This is a genomic window from Ferruginibacter paludis (assembly GCF_030409685.1).
Classification (GTDB): Bacteria; Bacteroidota; Bacteroidia; order Chitinophagales; family Chitinophagaceae; genus Ferruginibacter; species Ferruginibacter paludis.
This window is the reverse complement of the sequence record NZ_JAUFQJ010000004.1, coordinates 385122-403187: the sequence shown is the minus strand read 5'-3', so window position 1 is coordinate 403187 and position 18066 is coordinate 385122. Positions and strand designations below refer to the sequence as shown.

General features: G+C 41.9%; 13 protein-coding genes. 2 read left to right on the top strand and 11 right to left on the bottom strand.

Annotated features, from left to right (window positions below):
• Positions 1–153: 153 nt before the first annotated feature.
• The 4 genes from QWZ08_RS07465 to QWZ08_RS07450 form a co-directional block, all read right to left on the bottom strand.
• A complete protein-coding gene (locus QWZ08_RS07465; protein WP_290336679.1) occupies positions 154–555 on the bottom strand; it encodes a nuclear transport factor 2 family protein in 402 nt (133 codons plus the stop codon).
• Positions 556–600: 45 nt separating this feature from the next.
• A complete protein-coding gene (locus tag QWZ08_RS07460) occupies positions 601–1452 on the bottom strand; it encodes an aldo/keto reductase (RefSeq protein WP_290336678.1) in 852 nt (283 codons plus the stop codon).
• 226 nt (positions 1453–1678) lie between these two features.
• Positions 1679–2395, bottom strand: a complete 717-nt coding sequence (locus tag QWZ08_RS07455; RefSeq protein ID WP_290336677.1) for a LolA-like protein — start codon at positions 2393–2395, stop codon at positions 1679–1681.
• A 41-nt stretch (positions 2396–2436) separates the two neighbouring features.
• The gene (locus QWZ08_RS07450) at positions 2437–4398 is read right to left on the bottom strand and encodes an alpha/beta hydrolase-fold protein (RefSeq protein ID WP_290336676.1); all 1962 of its coding nucleotides are present in this window, start codon (positions 4396–4398) and stop codon (positions 2437–2439) included.
• A 347-nt stretch (positions 4399–4745) separates the two neighbouring features.
• On the opposite strand from QWZ08_RS07450, the gene QWZ08_RS07445 reads away from it, so the two are divergent.
• Positions 4746–5657, top strand: coding sequence for a helix-turn-helix domain-containing protein (locus tag QWZ08_RS07445; RefSeq protein ID WP_290336675.1), 912 nt, complete (start codon positions 4746–4748; stop codon positions 5655–5657).
• Positions 5658–5683: 26 nt separating this feature from the next.
• On the opposite strand, the gene QWZ08_RS07440 is transcribed toward QWZ08_RS07445, so the two are convergent.
• The 5 genes from QWZ08_RS07440 to QWZ08_RS07420 form a co-directional block, all read right to left on the bottom strand.
• On the bottom strand, positions 5684–6754 hold the full coding sequence (locus QWZ08_RS07440; protein WP_290336674.1) for a carboxymuconolactone decarboxylase family protein: 1071 nt from the start codon (positions 6752–6754) through the stop codon (positions 5684–5686).
• Positions 6755–6821: 67 nt separating this feature from the next.
• Positions 6822–7832 carry an alpha/beta hydrolase gene (locus tag QWZ08_RS07435; RefSeq protein WP_290336673.1) on the bottom strand — a complete coding sequence of 337 codons (1011 nt, stop codon included), beginning with the start codon at positions 7830–7832 and terminating at the stop codon, positions 6822–6824.
• An 80-nt stretch (positions 7833–7912) separates the two neighbouring features.
• Positions 7913–9028 (bottom strand): alpha/beta hydrolase, encoded by a 1116-nt coding sequence (locus QWZ08_RS07430; RefSeq protein WP_290336670.1) that lies wholly within the window; start codon positions 9026–9028, stop codon positions 7913–7915.
• Positions 9029–9076: 48 nt separating this feature from the next.
• On the bottom strand, positions 9077–9928 hold the full coding sequence (locus QWZ08_RS07425) for an aldo/keto reductase (protein WP_290336668.1): 852 nt from the start codon (positions 9926–9928) through the stop codon (positions 9077–9079).
• A 194-nt stretch (positions 9929–10122) separates the two neighbouring features.
• Entirely contained in the window at positions 10123–11754 is a 1632-nt protein-coding gene (locus QWZ08_RS07420; protein WP_290336666.1) for a carboxylesterase/lipase family protein, read from the bottom strand.
• A gap of 195 nt (positions 11755–11949) precedes the next feature.
• On the opposite strand from QWZ08_RS07420, the gene QWZ08_RS07415 reads away from it, so the two are divergent.
• Entirely contained in the window at positions 11950–12846 is an 897-nt protein-coding gene (locus tag QWZ08_RS07415) for a helix-turn-helix domain-containing protein (RefSeq protein WP_290336665.1), read from the top strand.
• A 96-nt stretch (positions 12847–12942) separates the two neighbouring features.
• Here QWZ08_RS07415 and QWZ08_RS07410 read toward each other — a convergent pair whose 3' ends face one another.
• Positions 12943–16215: a two-component regulator propeller domain-containing protein gene (locus QWZ08_RS07410; RefSeq protein ID WP_290336663.1), complete on the bottom strand. Its 3273-nt coding sequence runs from the start codon at positions 16213–16215 to the stop codon at positions 12943–12945.
• A gap of 183 nt (positions 16216–16398) precedes the next feature.
• On the bottom strand, positions 16399–17838 hold the full coding sequence (locus QWZ08_RS07405; RefSeq protein ID WP_290336661.1) for a hybrid sensor histidine kinase/response regulator: 1440 nt from the start codon (positions 17836–17838) through the stop codon (positions 16399–16401).
• Between the last annotated feature and the right edge of the window lie 228 nt (positions 17839–18066).

Here is an 18066-nt window from a genome sequence, read left to right as displayed (position 1 = left end):
TGTGATAGATCAAAAAAAATTGAGTTACCCTGGCGGTGAAGAAAAATGGGGGTCAGAACCTGCAATCTTCTTTAAATTTACTTTTAATAAAAACAAAAGAATTGCAAATGCGACCAATGCCGATATTTTCGCGACTAAATTTTTTATTTCTTATCATTGACCAGTATTCATTTTAACGGGCCTCATTAGCTTTGTGAAGGAGAGCGAGCCCAACTTCCATTTTCCATTTTCATTGATATATACCTCCGTTACCATAAAGGGATTGATCACTTCGTTTGGGCCGACTACTGCGAGCAAATCAATGTCATTTAACAGGATGGCTGTATTGCCAATGATATTGACTGTAGCTGAGTAAACTTCAGCTTTTTTGTACCAAATCTCCCCGGTTTTAATAAAATTAATTTCCTTGTCTTTTTCAAAACTGCCCCCCATGTGAATGAAAACAGATTTTTCATGGAAGAGTGTAATTAACGGATCTGCATTTTTCTCTGCCATCCAAAGCCATTTATGTTTCGACAGACTTAAAATTTCCTGCTCTGTATTTGTGTTACTCATAACCTGTTTATTTTTTAATTATTTCGTTTTGAGGTGAACTCACCATTAACTTGTTAACCATCCATATTCGCTCATCCATTTTACGATGGCCGGATCACGGTGACTAAAAAGAAGGCTTTTACCCGTATCTAAAGTTTGAATGTGCTGTATATCCTCATCTGATAATTTAAAATCAAAAATGCTGATGTTTTCAATCATCCTTTCTTTACGAGCCGACTTTGGAATGGCAACCACGCCCCGTTGCGTTAACCAACGCAGGATAACCTGGGCAACGGTTTTATTATACTTTGCTGCAATAGCGGTCAATACTTCATTGGTGAACACGCCATTCATTCCCTCAGCAAACGGTCCCCATGCTTCAATCTGAACATTGTTATCTTTTAAAAATTGCTGGGTTTCAATTTGCTGGTTGAAAGGGTGTGTTTCAATCTGGTTAACAGCAGGCGTGAAACCACTGTTAACTATTAAATCCATCAACCTGTCGGGCAAAAAGTTACATACGCCAATTGCTTTGATCTTTCCTTCATGGTAAAGATCCTGCATGGCACGCCATGAGCCGAAGATGTCTCCAAACGGCTGGTGTATTAGGTAAAGATCAATATAGTCAACCTGAAGTAACATAAGGGATTTTTGAAAAGCTGCGATAGTCTTTTCATAGCCCGCTTCTTTACTGCCAAACTTGGTTGTTATAAATAATTCTTCCCTGGCAATACTACTTTTCTTAATAGCATTTCCTACTGCCTGCTCATTGCCATACAATTCAGCGGTATCAAATAAACGATATCCTGCTTCTATTGCATTAGTTACTGCCGCCTCACATTCGGCACCCATCATTTGCATTACACCGAATCCCAGCACCGGCATTTCTACACCATTGTTTAATTTTACTTTTTCCATTACCATTTATTTTTTATTCAGCAAAGGTGCTATGAATAAAGGGCGCTGACTGTATATGCATTACTGTTTTACTTACCAATGTTGCTGATTAATGGAAGAATAAATTGAATTGTATCTACCCCGTTCAATTGACATAGTGAAATAACTTGCTGGCCGTTTAACTATTATTTTAAAAGCCTGTGATATGGATGGCATATGCTAATTAAATAGTATTTAGCAAACATGTTTATTTACCCGGCATGTCAAAAATCTTCGCATCAATATCTTTATTTATTTCAATTTTTTTTGTGTTCAGCTTAAAGGCAAACTGACCCATATCCGTATTGGTTGCATAAGGCATAAACACGCCAAAATCCGTTTTCTGATAATCAGAATAAGTTGTTGTTACAGTCACCGTTTGCCCCATCGCATTGCCCTGCCTTACAGACTGAATAATGTAATTGCTTGAAGGGTCAATATAATACGTGGTTTCATAACCGAGCTTGCTGGTATATTTTATTTTATAGGCGTTTACACCATTCACTTTTTCCTGGCCCGATAATTCTATTTTACCACCATTGGCTGGGTAGTTAATTAAAGCGTCGCCTGCATAAATTGCATCTGCGCTGGCTTTATAGTCATCATCGGTCATTGCTGTTGGGTCTGATGATCCGCCAAATGGCATGATTGCCCAGCCGCTTTTATCGTTCACAACCTGCACCATTGTTTGACCCATCATATCAGATTCACTCCGATAAGATTTACCGTTAATAATAAAAACTTTATTAGGAGATTGATTGCCCATCGCCTCCATGGTGTTCTCCATATAAACAGTCTTTAACTGGGATAGCTTGTCTTTGCCGCCGATAGCAACAATATGTTTTGCAATTATGTCTTCTGCTGTTTGTGCTTTAAGTGTAGTGGTGCTTATTAAAGCAATTAGTCCAATAATGCATGCTTTCATTGTGTTCATATTATTTATGATTAAAAATTAAGTAAAGGGAGCTATTTGAATATCAGCTGAGCAAACGCTTCAAGGTGCCGGTGCCACAGCGGCCACACGTGACCCAGGTTGGGAGTCTCTAAATAGGTGTATTTGACTCCTTTGGCGTCCAAAAATGCTTTGAGCTGCTTATGCGTTTCGATACTTGGGTCGTCGCCTCCGATGCCCAGCCACAGCAATTTGATTTGTTTAGCCGACTGTGCATTCAAATTAGGTAACAGCATTGGCAGGCGGGCTTCAAACACTGGCCCGGCACCGAAGTTGCGCATGATAGTACCAGCCTGAAATCTGGGCGGCTGTGGGGCGGGGTTTGCAGTCTCAGCCGCTTTAGCCGCTGCCACTACCTCCGCTGGAGCAGGAGGCTGCGCAACAGAAATGCTATGTGCCCAGTTGACAAGAGCGGCGCTGAAACCGCCGAACCACGCAAATTTATTGAGCCGGTTCAGACCCATAAAAATGGTTTGCCCACCGCCCATAGAAAGGCCTGCGATAGCATGATCGGCTGCCTTGGTGGATGCATTGTATTGTTTGTAGATGACCGGCATCACTTCTTCAATCAGCATACGTGCGAAGTTCTGCTGCATTTCCGGCGCATCGATATCAGCAGGGCCATTTGCTGTGCCGTATCCCAGGCTTGCGACCATGATCATTGGCACAGCCTTGCCCTGGTGAATCAAGTTGTCGAGCGTGGTGTTGGCACCCTGTTGAATCCAGCTCATGGCATCTTCGCTAAGGCCATGTTGAAGGAAAAGAACCGGATACGGCTGACTACGCTTCGGATCATAGCCCGGAGGCGTGTAGACGTAGAACTCCCGATCCTCATTGGTAACCTCAGAATGATAAACATGCTGCGCCACTGCGCCATGAGGTACTTCAGGAACAGGCGTCCACGCATTGTCGCCGGGCACCAAAAGGTAGCTGAGATCCTTGCGGTGATAGGAGGTCATCAGCCTGGTATTCGAAGGATCGGTGACCCTTGCGCCATCAACGATGAAATTATATTGATAGATTTCCGGTTGCAGCGGTTCCGAGGTTCCTGTCCAAACGCCCTGTGCATCCTTCTGCATGGTGATGCTCGGAAAGCCGCCCATAAAGCCCGTGTTTACACTTACCTGTGTGGCGTTAGGCGCTGCGAAGCGGAAGGTCACACGGTGATCTGGCCCCACCTCGGGAGACACCAGGGCCGACCCCCTCATCAGTAGGGGGTTAGCAGCAGGAGCAGCGGGTCTCGTTGATGTTGCCGCGGTGGATTGACCCGGCATTTCAAAAACCTTCGCATCAATATCTTTATTTATTTCAATTTTTTTTGTGTTCAGCTTAAAAGCAAACTGACCCATATCCGTGTTTGTTGCAAAAGGCATAAAAACACCAAAATCCGTTTTCTTGTAATCAGAATAAGTTGTTGTTACAGTCACCGTTTGCCCCATTGCATTGCCCTGCCTTACAGACTCAATAATGTAATTGCTTGTAGGGTCAATATAATACGTGGTTTCATAACCGAGCTTGCTCGTATATTTAATTTTATAAGCGTTTACACCATTCACTTTTTCCTGGCCTGATAATTCTACTTTACCACCATTAGCTGAATAGGTGATTAATGGATCACCTGCATAAATTGCATCTGCAAGGGCTTTATAATCATCATTGGTCATGGCTGTTGGAGTTGATGGTCCGCCAAATGGCATGATTGCCCAACCGCTTTTATCGTTCACAACCTGCACCATTGTTTGACCCATCATATCAGATTCGCTCCGGTATGCTTTGCCGTTAATAATAAAAACTTTATTAGGAGATTGATTGCCCATAGCTTCCATGGTGTTCTCCATATAAACAGTCTTTACCTGGGATTGCTTGTCTTTGCCACCGATCGCTGCAATATGTTTTGCAATTACCTCATCTGCGGTCTGTGCTTTAAGCGTGGTTGTACTTATTAAAGCAATCAATGCAATCATGCATGTTTTCATTATGTTCGTATTATTTTATGATTAAAAATTAAGCAGTGCTTTTTTCTTTAATTTTTGAAATCAGCCATCGTTATTAAATTGAAAAGTTTCAATGATATCTTGTTGTGTATGCGTTGCGCATGACAGGAATAATCCGGAGGCAAATTTTGATTTTTTCATTTGGAAGCGTTTACCGGCAAATTTTTTAAGTATTGTACTTAAATATTTGCGCTGTAAAGATGTTTGCTTTTTTTGACTAAGATGTATATAGATTACTGTTTTACCTACCAATGTTGCTGATTATGGGGGGCTAATCTGAAACTGAGTAAATAAGGTGATAATTTTGAACTTCAGCATACGGGAAACTTATGGAAAAGATAATACGGGTTGAAACGATCAGTGCCTTCAATGCGATTGGCAATCATGAAACACTACACCCCCTGGTGAGTATTATTGACGTATCAAAATCAATCGTTGGTCCGCCTCCGCAACATATGACGGGTGTAAGTTTTGGCTTTTACTCAGTGTATTTGAAGGATGTAAAATGTGGTGACCTCCGGTATGGAAAGAACACCTACGACTACCAGGAAGGCACGTTGGTGTTCATTGCGCCGGGGCAGGTAATTGGTTTTGATACCACTGCAGTACCTGTTCAGCCTAAAGGGTATGCGCTGGTATTCCATCCTGATTTAATACATGGCACACATCTTGGAAAACACATACAGGAATATACCTTCTTCGGGTATCAGTCAAATGAGGCGCTTCATTTGTCAGAACGGGAAAGAAAAATTGTGATGGAATGCTTATCGAAGATTGAATACGAACTGGAACGTCCGATTGATAAGCACAGCAAAAGATTGATTGTAACCAATATTGAATTGTTCCTGAATTATTGCACCCGTTTTTACGACCGGCAGTTTATTACCCGCGATACGGTGAACCAGGGAATAGTAGCAAGGTATGAGACATTGCTGAATGAATATTTTCAAACAGAAAAACCACAAGCAGCTGGCTTACCTTCTGTAGCTTACTGCGCAGGTGAATTGCATTTATCTGCAGGTTATTTTGGTGACGTCATAAAAAAGGAAACCGGCAAATCTGCCCAGGAATACCTGCAAATGAAACTGATAGAAGTGGCTAAAGAAAGGATATTTGACCACAACAAATCTGTTAGTGAAATAGCCTATGAACTTGGCTTCAAATATCCGCAACATTTTACCCGCTTGTTTAAACAACATGTCGGCACCACACCGAAGGAATACAGAAATTCACTTAATTGAAATAAATGTAAGAAAGAATACCAATTCTAAAGCGGACTATTATATTCCGGTTCGCCTACCGCCTCTAACCAAACAGTCGCCCCATTTTTTGGATCGGTAATGGCCACCTGGATAAATTTATCGCCCGGACTTGCGCCGTGCCAATGCGGAACGTTGGCAGCACATTTTACTACATCGCCTTTATGAAGCATGCGCTTTGCACGGCCTTTCTCCTGGTAATACCCCACACCATCCAATGCCAATAAAATCTGACCGCCCGGATGATAATGCCATTTGGTTCTTGCACCCTTTTCAAAAGTTACATTGCCAACCTGTATGTTATTGATGCTGTCACTTTGAATCAACTGATTTAACCAGGCAGTACCGATAAAATTATCGTTGGTTATTTTTTCTCCTATGGGAAAAATTTCATCGTTGGGTTGCGAAGATTCAACATAAGGCTTTTTATCGATCACGGATTGAAGCACCTGCCGGGCAATGGTTCCGCGTTGATTATCGACACCCATTTCAATTACCGTTGACAATTCAGCTAATTGACCGGCAGTAAGACCATTGTACATTCCTACGCCATAATGTGAGCGAAGCTGAGGCGTAACGCCTTCCATTGCCGCTAATGCGGAAATCGTGATTAACTCACGGGTTTTCCAGTCAAGATTGTCCCTGCTGAAAATGGCGCCAAATAAATGTTCTTTTAAAAACTGGTCAATAGCCGGAGCAAATTCATACACGCCGCCCGCAATCTTTGATCCCACCAATTTTGTTTGATTTTCTGTTCCTGTTTGCAGCATTGTTTTCTTTACAGAATACTCAGCAGGCTCTTTGCCTAATACATCATTGATTCCTTTTGTTTTTCTTTCATCCAATACTTCCATCAGCTTGTGCAAAGCATTCAGGCTGCGTGGAAAGCCGGCATACGCATACAACTGCACGAGCGTTTCTTTTATTTCACTAATAGTTAGCCCTGCACTCAAACCATTGTTTAAAGCAATTTTGAGTTGAGGCATATTACCCTGAGCGGTGAATGCTGAAATAAGTATTATGCTGCGTTCCTTTTGATTTAATGCAACAGCTGTATCTGCGGTTGTTTGTGCAAACATGCTTTGAGTCATTAATAATAAACAGTAGAATATTTTGCGCTTTCCCATTTTTTGATCGATTGAATGCTCATAAATTCTTACCAAAAAAACTGGTGAGTTTATTGATCGCCTGGTCTACGTATTCAGGTCTCCAATAAGTCTGGATATGTGTAGCGCCATCAATTACAAACAGCTCTTTACTTTTTGCGTTGGTCGCTTTGCCAAATGCTTCATCTGTCATATACTTCGTATCGGCCTTGCTGCCGGCCATCATCAACAGCGGCTGATCAATCATATCCATATTCGTGGTTGCATCCCAGGTCATTAAATCCAGTAGACTGCTCATGGTGTATAGAAAAGTGGAGTTAGGATGAGCATGTGTTCTGTAATAGTAAGTGTATCCTTCACGATATAAATCGGTGGAGGTTTTAGCAATTTCTTCATCTGTTATACTTGCCACACCTGCGTAAATTATTTTACCACCGGCTGCTTCCTGCGCACGTGCATCCGAAGCTTTCTTTAAACGCTCCTGGATGGTATTTAACTGGGAATTCTGAAAACCGTTGCGTCTTACTTCGCCTGAGTTAAACATACTTAAAGTGGCTACAGCTTTAAAACGTTTATCCCCCTGTGCCGCTTTCAATGTATAACCACCGCCACCACAAATACCCAATACACCCAACCGGTTAGCATCCACCCCTGCGTAACTGGAAATATAGTCAGCCATACCACGGATATCTTCCGTGCGGTAGGTTGGTTTATCCGTATGACGGGGCTCTCCGCCACTAGCACCCTGGTACAGTGCGTCGGCGGCAATGGTGATATAGCCTGCTTCTGCCAAACGCTGTGCATACAGTCCTGCGGTCTGTTCTTTTATACCGCCATTGGGGTGTGCTACCACCACTGCGGGATATTTTTTTGATGCATCATAATTTGCAGGCGTATACACATTGGCGGCAACAGCAATGCCGTTCAATTTGTAACTGACAGGATGAATATTTACTTTGCCCGGCACATTTTCAGTAATTGCTCCTCCATACACTAAACCAAACGGATTGGTAATTTTTGTTTGCGCTGTTGCAGATAAGATTGTTGACATGAAGAGAAGAAAAATAAAGTATTTAAAATATTTTTTCATTATGTTTTTATGAATGATTTTAATTTTTTGATGCCGCTTATTTAATCCAGCTTTTTTTCTTTCAACCATTTAGACATGAGGTCAGCAATTTCAAGATTGTTTAAATCAGAAAATGGAAAGTGTGTGTTCCCCTTAATTCCTATTTCTGGTAGATGAACCACCGTTGCATCACCACCATGTTTGTTAATAAGGTCCCGCCATTTTCTTGCCATGGCAAGCCTTGCCCGCCAGCCATCCACACCGGGATTGGGTGATTGTGTTGTAGGAATATTATCACCATAATAAATGATGATAGGGATTTTGGTGAGCTTTAAAAAATCTTGCAACGGCACAGCAACAGGCGTTAGAGAACCGCCTGTGAATGCGATCGGTTCAGGAACTTCACCTTCAGGAAATAAAAAACCACTGCCGGGTTCGTATGAAACTATTGCTTTTACGTTTTGATTTTTCACCGCGGTAACCCAACCCATGCCACCGGAATGAGAGTGCGTTACCAATATAGCCGGACCAATTTTATTGAAAAGTGCGGAAGCCGCATCTGTTGTAACATTGATATCAATCGGGCCTATGTTTGGTGTCATGGCCCTAAAGTATTGATTGAGCGTATTGGTATCACGGGCAAATTGTACACCTTCAAAATAAGTTGGCCAAATGCCTACACGAAAAGTACAGAACCATTGTTGTTCATCTGGTGTGGCTGCAATGTTTCCACCAATGGTGCTACGGCCTGCATTGCCTCTTCTTGGTTGATCAAGTATGTAAACAGGAAATCGGCGACGGAGAAAAATGTTTTGATAACCCTCCCGGCCATCCGGAGTTGTTTCCCATGTTTTAGAAAATTGCCCGATGCCATGCCACATTACCAAAGGAAGTTTACGGGGATTGGCCGGAACCTGGTAAAACACATAGGCATGATCTCCATGGTAAGTTTGACCATCAGGTGTCGGTTTGTTTGGATCGAATGTTCCGGTGTTGGTGATGACTGTACCACCAGCAGCAAAACTTCCCTGTTCCTGGATAGTGATGAAGCTGCTGTCAATACTTTTCCTGTTTGTAGCGCATGATGTCAATACCAGGCCTGCTATAACAGACAAGAATAGGTTTATTTTATCCGATTGAATCATAGTGTTATTTTCAATTCCATATCCTGATTCCATTGCTGGAAGATGTTCAACAGGCTATATTTGTTTGTTTAACTGAGATGATTAATTGCTCAACTTTCGTTCTCCTAACCATTTTACCATTGCAGGATCACGGTGATCGAAGAAGCTGGTCGTCTTTGTGTCCAGTGTTTTGATGGCTTCCATATCATCAGCACTTAATTCAAAATCGAGGCTGTTGAAGTTCTCTGCCATTCTTTCTTTTCTCACCGATTTGGGAATAGCGACCACCCCTCTTTGCGTGAGCCAGCGAAGAACAACCTGTGCGATTGTCTTGTTGTATTTTTTACTGATGGAAGCCAGGAGTTCATTGTGAAACAGATTGTTTTTGCCTTCCGCAAATGGCCCCCAGGATTCTATTTGCACATTGTTTTCCTGCAGGAATTTTTGCGTTTCAATTTGCTGGTTAAATGGATGTGTTTCAACCTGGTTAACTGCCGGAACAATTTCGTTGTGAACAATCAAATCCATCAACCTGTCCGGATGAAAATTGCTTACACCAATTGCCCTTGCTTTTCCTTCCTTGTACAATTCTTCTATGGCTCTCCATTCACCGTACACATCGCCGTAAGGCTGATGTATCAGGTATAAATCCAGGTAATCTAATTGTAATTTTTTCAATGAATTTTCGAACCATTTTTTTGTGCCTTCATAGCCGTTCGATTGAATCCAAAGTTTTGTGGTGATAAATAGTTCATCTCTTTTTACTCCACTCTTTTTAATTGCTTTTCCGACTGCTTCTTCATTTCCATAAGACTGAGCAGTGTCGATGAGGCGATAGCCGGTTTCAATGGCATCCGCTACACTTCTTTCACACTCCGCCAAATCTGTCACCTGGAAAACGCCAAACCCGAGTATGGGCATCTCGACTCCGTTATTCAATTTCACATACTGCATATTCTCTAATTTTTGTTACCGCAAAGTTCTAATTATTTGCCTGACTTAATGGTATACTGATTACTGATTTATCTACCAATATTGCTGAGTGATGACTTTAGTTCTAATTCATCAGCATCGAAGATCTATCCCTGATGAGGGGCATTTTCTACACTTATTAATTTACCCCAGATCCATCTATTCAACTTCAGCGGTTAAACACCACGCGCCTGCAGGCGAGTCCGCTTCTTAAATGCCTTTTCAATCACATTAAATCTTGCTTTCCGGGGATCCGGCTTGCTCACGGGTTTACCATCTAGCTCAATATCGAGGATCTCTTCTTTTTGAGTGTCGTAAAGAGGCCAAACCGGTAGGCCGCTGCCATTAGGATTACCCGTTTTGGCGAAATTTGTCCAATAGGTATTCATGATCCTTGCTAATTCTTTCTCTTCTGGTGTTGCCTCACCAGGTGCTCCCCATCGGGCATTGAGCGTATTGAATACAAATGAAACTTCAGATCCGTGACCGGCACCATAGGGAGCACGCTGCCTCATTGTGGTAGGGACATAACCAAATTGATACATGTAAGCTGGGTTATGTTTAGCTGTAAAATTTCTTGCGGTCATCCGTGCTGGCTCACCCCACACCCAGTCGGTATTAAACTTTGTGAGTACCTCAGCGAATGCTTTATTACCATCGGGATCGAAGGCAGCTTTAGCCTCAGCATCTAATTCGCCAAATTGTGAAAACAGGGCTTCTTTCGAACTGGCAGAACTAACAAAGGCTCCACCGATTTCCGCACTGCAATTTCCTATAATAAGCGGAACATGTGCCTGCCTGCCAGCCTTGTATGCGCTCTCCGCTGTTTCAACCACCAGTTTGCCATCGAGGATCGGGCCTGAGTAAGTTCGTAATCCGGAGCTATCACTTTCCTGACCTCCATCCACAATTTCTTCCACGCTTAGGGAGCGGAGTTTGGCCAATCCGGCCGCATCGATGCTCCCGATCTTATGTTTGCGGGCAAAGTTTATCCCGATTGTTTCCGCTGAAACAGGGTACAGCGCATCAGCGTTTTCCTGACGTATCGGCCTGCCGGTAAGAACACCGTCACGGCCACCACCAGATTCACTGATCGCTTTATGGAAAAGCCCTTTGGCTGCTGGTATTGTTAACAATGAATGGACAGAAACGCCACCTGCAGAAAAGCCAAAAATCGTTATGTTATTCGGATCGCCCCCAAATGCGGCAATGTTTTCCTGTATCCACTTAAGAGCGGCAATCTGATCCATATAGGCGTAGCTGCCTTTCATTTCTTCCGGATGTTCGTTGCTCAATGCCGGGAACGCAAAATGACCAAGGCGGCCAAGCCGGTAATTGATAGTCGCCAGGATGACACCTTGTTTGGCAAAGGCATCTCCTGCCGAACCCGGACCGGAGCCGCTACCCCCTGTGAAACCACCTCCGTGGATCCAAACCATTACTGGCAATTTTGATTTATTCGTAGCAGTAGCCGGTGCCCATACATTAAGAAAAAGGCAATCTTCGGACATGGTTGCTGTAGAACCCGGCCAGGTTCGCTGTGGACAATCAGCACCAAACTTGGTTGCATCACGAACTTCCTTCCACGGAGTAACAGGTTGTGGTGGACGCCAGCGGTATTCGCCAACTGGTGCCGCCGCATAAGGTATTCCCTTGAAACTGGAGACTCCACCCCCGGTAACGCCACGCAAATCTCCGTAGTTGGTATGAACTGTGAGCATGCTAGCCGATGCATTACTTTCTGTTTGCTGAGCAGGCAGGGAACATGCGGAAAGGATCAGCACAAAACTGAACAATAATTTTTTCATAATTAACTTTTTAGTCGATGGGTTAGCCTTCTTATAGCTTAAGACATGTTTGAACAGTACGTAAAGGTCAATGCATTTTCCTGCGAAAATGGTATACAAATTCCGGTTTGTTCTACCAATATTGCTGATTCGTTCATGGGTTGTAAGCCAGAGCAGAATAAAGCAGTAATTTTAAAGCGGTAAAAGAAAATGGTTATGGATAACATCAGGAGATTTGAAACAGTCAGCGACTATAACGCATTTAATAAAAACGAAACGCTGCACCCGCTGGTGAGTGTTGTTGACCTGTCTAAGGCAGATCCAAGGCAAGGTTCCAGGATGTATTTTGGGTTTTACACCATCTTTTTAAAAGATGTAAAATGTGGTGATCTTGTATATGGCAGGAATACCTATGATTACCAGGAGGGAACATTGGTTTTTCTGGCACCCGGGCAAGTAGCCGGTATAAACAGCAACGGCGAGATTTACCAGCCAAAAGGGTATGCGCTGGTTTTTCATCCAGATTTGATACATGGTACGGCGCTTGGCCGCCACATGAAAGACTATAGTTTTTTTTGCTATCAATCCAACGAAGCGCTGCATCTGTCTGAACGGGAGAGAAAGATTGTGCTGGAATGCTTTTCGAAGATTCAATACGAACTGGAACATGCCATTGACAACCATAGTAAGAAATTAATCGTGTCGAATATTGAACTGTTCCTGAACTATTGCAGCCGTTTTTATGAGCGCCAGTTTATTACCCGCGATATTGTGCACCAGGGCATTGTAGAAAGATTTGAAACCTTGCTAAACGGATATTATCAGTCAGAAAAGCCGCAAACGATTGGCCTGCCATCTGTTGCCTGGTGTGCCGGCGAACTCAATTTATCCCCGGGCTATTTTGGCGATTTAATAAAAAAAGAAACCGGCAAAACAGCGCAGGAGTATATACAGACCAAGGTGATTGATGTAGCTAAAGAAAGAATATTTGACCATAATAAATCCGTTAATCAAATTGCCTCCGAACTCGGATTTAAATATCCCCAACATTTTACCCGCTTGTTTAAACAACGTTCCGGCTATACGCCAAATGAATATCGGCTTAGTAATTAATGAAGATTTATCTGCTGAAATACTCCCGCATTTCATCAAGTTCACGACCGTGATGAGATGAAGGGCAAGGAGGCAATAATAGAACAACTACCAAGGCTATGCGGCAGGCCTGGCATCAGGGATAGTAAAATAAAAAGTGCTGCCTTCTCCGGGTATACTCTCTACCCATATTTTTCCATAATGCAGTTCTACAATTTTTTTGCAATGCGATAAACCGATGCCGGAACCCTCATATTCCGAACGGGTATGCAGCCGCTGAAAAATATCAAATATTCTTTCAGTGTACTGGGCTTCTATGCCAATGCCATTGTCTCTAAATGCAAACTGCCAGTACTTCTGTGCTTTACTTACACTGATGGTTATATGTGGTACCATATTTTTCTTCCTGAATTTGATGGCATTCAGTATCAGGTTTTGAAACAGTATTTGCATCTCAAAAGCGTGACCATTAATAACGGGCAATGTATCAGCCTCAATCACTGCATTGGTTTCAGTCACCGCGGCCATTATATCCTGCTTTACATTCTTTAATATCTCATTGCAATTAATTCTTTCAAATTCTCTTTTTTCTCCTATTCTCGAAAAGTCCAGCAGGTCAGCTATCAGCACCCGCATTCTGTTTGATGCTTCAGAAAGAAAGGACAGGTATTTATCAGCTCTTTCATCTATTTTACCTTTGTACTGTTGCTGCAATAAATTTACAAAGCCGGTGGTAGTTCTCAGTGGCTCCTGCAAATCGTGTGAAGCTACGTAGGCAAATTGCTCCAGCTCTTTATTCTTCATGGTCAGGTCGTTGTTGGCAAGTACCAGTTGCATGGTTTTTTCATCTACCTGCTGTTGTAATTTTTCCTGTTGCTTTTTTATGGAGCTTACACGGTTTAAATACAAGGCAACAATGCTGCCGCTAAGCACTACGAGGGCCAGTAGTTTAAACCACCAGGTTAAATAAAAAGGAGGTTTTATAAGCAGTTTAAGGGAAACAATTTTAGGCGACCATTTCCCTTCATTGTTCAATCCTCTTACTTTAAAAGTGTATTCTCCCGGGTCAAGGTGGGTATAGGTAGCCAGCCTCTCTTTACCCGATTCGTTCCACTCCTTATCAAAACCTTCCAGCATGTAAGCGTATTTTTTTTTGTCTGAAGAAGTGTAATTCAGGGAGGCAAATTCAAAAGAAAAAACGGAGCTGGATGAGGGCAGTGTTATAAAGTCTGTTTCAGTAATACTTTTTTTTAAAGGGGATTGCTGGCTTTCATTTGTGGCAATGGGCACTTTTTTATTAAAGATTTGAAAGTTGGTGATCAGCAGTGGGGGATCATAAGCTATGGTAGTGATACTATCGGGATTAAACTCGTTAAAACCATTCACCCCGCCAAAGTACATCATACCGGTGTGACTTTTACAAAATGCCTGTTCTTTAAATTCATCTGATTGCAACCCATCTGATACCTTATAGTTGGTAAATACCCTGCTAAATGGATTAAAGCGGCTTATCCCTTTGTTGGTACTAATCCAGTAATTACTTTTATTATCTTCCAGTACAGCCAGGGTTAAATTTGCGGGCAAACCGTCTGCTACAGTTAGTAATGAAAAACGATTTGTTTTTTTATCATAGAGGTTTAAACCGTTGCGGGTGCAAATCCAGAGCGTTCCATTCTGGTCCTCAAAAATAGAATACACATTATTATTGCTGATACTGTTTTTTGTATCATGGTGCAAAAAATGCCTGAAAGTGAGGGTCTGTTTATTGAACAGGTTCAAACCGCCGCCGTCCGTTGATATCCAGATATTACCATCTCGGTCCTGGAAAATGTTCTGAATATTTTCATTGGAAATGCCGTTCGGGTCGTTTGGATTATAAGGAAAATGGGTGAAGGTTTTACCATCCGCATTTAGCAAATTGAGTCCGCCGCCATAAGTACCTATCCAGATATTTTTATCCCTGTCTTCAAATATTTTCCATACGTTGTTGCTGCTGAGGCTGGTGGTATCCCCGGGGTTATGGATATAATGCTGGTATGTCTTTTTTACAGGGTTGTATACTGTTACTCCGGATGCCCAGCAACCCACCCAAATATTTTCTTTACTGTCTTCCGTAACAGAAATTACATAATCGCCGCAAATGCTTTGGCTGTTATCCCTGGCATGTTTAAAATAACTAAAATGACCGCTTTGGGCATCAAATAAATTTAACCCACCACCATCGGTACCAATCCAGATATTGAATTTGCTATCTTCAAAAATAGAAAGCACATTGTTATTGCTGAGGCTGTTTTTTTCCAACTTGTGTTTATAATGAAAAAAACTGCCTTTGTCACTATTAACCATATCAATTCCGCCTGAATAGTTGCCCAGCCACATATTTTTTTTTGCATCCCTGAAAAGGGCATTGATAGAATTGTTGCTGATACTCCCCCCATCTACAGCGTCATTTTTGTATGTAATCATTGAGCCGCGTTCAAAATTTAAGAGGGATAGTCCGCCATTTTCTGTGCCTATCCACAGGTTTTTTTCATCATCTTCACTAAAAGCGTACACGGCATTTGCCTGCAGGCTATGTGGATTGCTTTCATCTTTTTTGTAATGATGAAAAATACCTGTCTGGCGGTCGAAATAGTCCATGCCAGCACCGTCGGTGCCGATCCACAAACGTTTTTCACTGTCTTCAAACAGGGTGATGATATTATTGCTGGCAATGGATAAGGTATTTTTTTCGTCGTGCAGATAATGAGTAAATGTCCTCTTGTTTTTATTAAACAGGTTCACGCCACCATTGAGGGTGGCTACCCATAAGTTATGCCGGGCATCTTCAAAAACGCCTCTGATATAGTTGTCGGTGAGACTGGAGGCGTCGCCGTTAATCTTTTTAAAATGTTCAATGTGGTTCTGTTTGCGGTTTAGTACATCCAGCCCGTTTACGGTACCTATCCACACATTTTCATTTTCATCTTCCCAAATACTATTTACATTGTCATCTGCTATACTGTTGCCGTTTTTTGCATTGTGCCTGTATCTTATAAAACGTTCTTTATTGTGGTCATAAAGGCAAACACCACCGCCCATAGTGGCTACCCAAAGGTCACCATTTTTACTTTTTGCTATACTTCTGATGTAATTGTTGCTGATACTGCCTGTGTCTGCAGGATCGGTTTTAAAAACAGTAAAGCGGTAACCGTCGTATTTATTTAAACCATCCGGTGTGCCGAACCACATAAAGCCACGATTGTCCTGTATAATAGCTTCTACATTATTTAATGAAAGCCCTTCCGAAGCACTGATATGGTCAAATTGTAAATGTTGATTTTGCGCATTGCTGCAAAAAAAGCAAAGTTGAAGCAAACAGAAGAAAAATAATCTTGAATTATGCGGCATTCGGCTGTAGGATATTTACTGGTAAAACAAGGTTTAACTTCAATTACTGAATTGATTAGGTGAACCTGGAATTAAAGGATGAAAGCAATGAAGAAAGCAATAAATCATGATAAACGTTGTAGAATTTACTTTGTTGGGCTATAGAAAAAATTCTACAAATATGGGTCAGACAAGTTTCTGTCGCTATAGAGCAAATTGTACCGTGAATAAAGTGCCCGCATTCAGTTGTGATTTTACATCTATTTTCGCGTTATGACTTTGAAGGATATTGAATGTGGTAGCCAATCCCAGGCCGATGCCATTTCTTTTGGAAGTAAAATAGGGCTCAAATAATTTGTCCTTATTTTCAGCACTGATGCCATAGCCATTGTCGCTGATCATTAAAATAGCCCTGTTATTTTGCACACTTGTGCTTATTTCTATTAAGCCCGTCGTATCCTCCACTGCTTCAATCGCATTTACAAGTATATTCAGAATAGCCATTTCCAGTTTTGCCGCATCAGCTTTCAGGATGGCATCCTGCTGATCGAAGTGAAATTGTAAAGTGATATTGCGGAGCAGGAGTTTGTCTTGGACAGTAGCAACTACATTTCTAAGCAAGCTGTGAAGCGACACATCGTTTAAACTGATATCCGCAGGCCTGGAGCTTTGCAACAGCTCCGTTATAAGATCGTTAATACGCTGGCCGTTGCGTTGAATGATGTCAAGAAAAAAGTGAGTTTCCTCGTTATCAATGGTATCCAGTAAATTTTCTACCGCCAGTTTGATATTATTTAAAGGGTTTCTTACTTCATGAGCCAGGGTAAGTATAAAGCGGCCCGAAGCAGCCAGTTTCTCTGCGTGCAGACTTGATTTTTCCGCTTTTTTTAAATCGGTAATATCATGTATAATCCCCTGCAGGTAAGTATCTTCCACACTGTCTACTTCCACAGAGGCAGATATCAGGCAGGTTTTAATTTCACCACCAGCAGTGATAAAGTCAGCTTCATAATTTTCAATTTCACCGTGTGTATGTACCGCGCTGAAAAAATAATCCATACCGCCTGGATCTTTTAAAAACGCAGTCAGTGGTCTGCCCTGGCAATCAGCAATACTGAAATCCAGGATATCTGTAACGGCATAGTTAATGTTGGTAATGGTTGTATCAGGTTTTGAAATGAAAACAATATCTTTCGATTTTTCAAAAATGTTACGGTAGCGGCGTTCGTTTTCCTGGATAATCTGCAGGCTATGCAGGCGCTCCAGGCTATATCGCACGGTCCTTTCGAGTTTATCCGCATCCAACTCTGCCTTTATCAGGTAATCAAAGGCGCCGGCCTTGGTAGCCTCTATATCTATATTGTAATTGCCTTTACCGGTTAGTAAAATAAGGGGGGTAAGGATCTTTTTTGTTTTTACATCTTTTATAAGATCAATACCGTTTTTTGCTCCCAGGCTGTAATCACAAAAACAAATGGTGTAATTGTTCGCATACAATTCATCCAACGCATCGGCATAACGTTGTACCCATTTAATTTCAAACGTCCATACAGGGATGTTTGAAAAATAGGTACTGATTAACAGAAAATCATCTTCATCATCTTCCACCACTAAAACTTTTACTAACTGCTGGCTGCTGTTCATATTTGGGGTAATTGAGATTGTATGCAGATCGGTGGAAAAACTTATACCAATACCGTTTTCAGCTTTTGCAAAAATAGTGCCTTTGTAACTACAAACCAGACTGTGCAAATGTGTTTAAAAAAATAATTTGTTGCCCGCACAAAAACGTTTGAAATGATCTGTTTACAAAAATGCTGTTACCGGCACCTGGTATTGACAAAATAAACTCAATAAATGCAACATGCTAAT

What these genes read in the sequence shown, in the direction of transcription:
- QWZ08_RS07465 (WP_290336679.1), bottom strand. Translation starts at nt 555, where the DNA reads ATGAGTAACACAAATACAGAGCAGGAAATTTTAAGTCTGTCGAAACAT.
- QWZ08_RS07460 (WP_290336678.1), bottom strand. Translation starts at nt 1,452, where the DNA reads ATGGAAAAAGTAAAATTAAACAATGGTGTAGAAATGCCGGTGCTGGGA.
- QWZ08_RS07455 (WP_290336677.1), bottom strand. Translation starts at nt 2,395, where the DNA reads ATGAAAGCATGCATTATTGGACTAATTGCTTTAATAAGCACCACTACA.
- QWZ08_RS07450 (WP_290336676.1), bottom strand. Translation starts at nt 4,398, where the DNA reads ATGAAAACATGCATGATTGCATTGATTGCTTTAATAAGTACAACCACG.
- QWZ08_RS07445 (WP_290336675.1), top strand. Translation starts at nt 4,746, where the DNA reads ATGGAAAAGATAATACGGGTTGAAACGATCAGTGCCTTCAATGCGATT.
- QWZ08_RS07440 (WP_290336674.1), bottom strand. Translation starts at nt 6,754, where the DNA reads ATGTTTGCACAAACAACCGCAGATACAGCTGTTGCATTAAATCAAAAG.
- QWZ08_RS07435 (WP_290336673.1), bottom strand. Translation starts at nt 7,832, where the DNA reads ATGTCAACAATCTTATCTGCAACAGCGCAAACAAAAATTACCAATCCG.
- QWZ08_RS07430 (WP_290336670.1), bottom strand. Translation starts at nt 9,028, where the DNA reads ATGGAATCAGGATATGGAATTGAAAATAACACTATGATTCAATCGGAT.
- QWZ08_RS07425 (WP_290336668.1), bottom strand. Translation starts at nt 9,928, where the DNA reads ATGCAGTATGTGAAATTGAATAACGGAGTCGAGATGCCCATACTCGGG.
- QWZ08_RS07420 (WP_290336666.1), bottom strand. Translation starts at nt 11,754, where the DNA reads ATGAAAAAATTATTGTTCAGTTTTGTGCTGATCCTTTCCGCATGTTCC.
- QWZ08_RS07415 (WP_290336665.1), top strand. Translation starts at nt 11,950, where the DNA reads ATGGATAACATCAGGAGATTTGAAACAGTCAGCGACTATAACGCATTT.
- QWZ08_RS07410 (WP_290336663.1), bottom strand. Translation starts at nt 16,215, where the DNA reads ATGCCGCATAATTCAAGATTATTTTTCTTCTGTTTGCTTCAACTTTGC.
- QWZ08_RS07405 (WP_290336661.1), bottom strand. Translation starts at nt 17,838, where the DNA reads ATGAACAGCAGCCAGCAGTTAGTAAAAGTTTTAGTGGTGGAAGATGAT.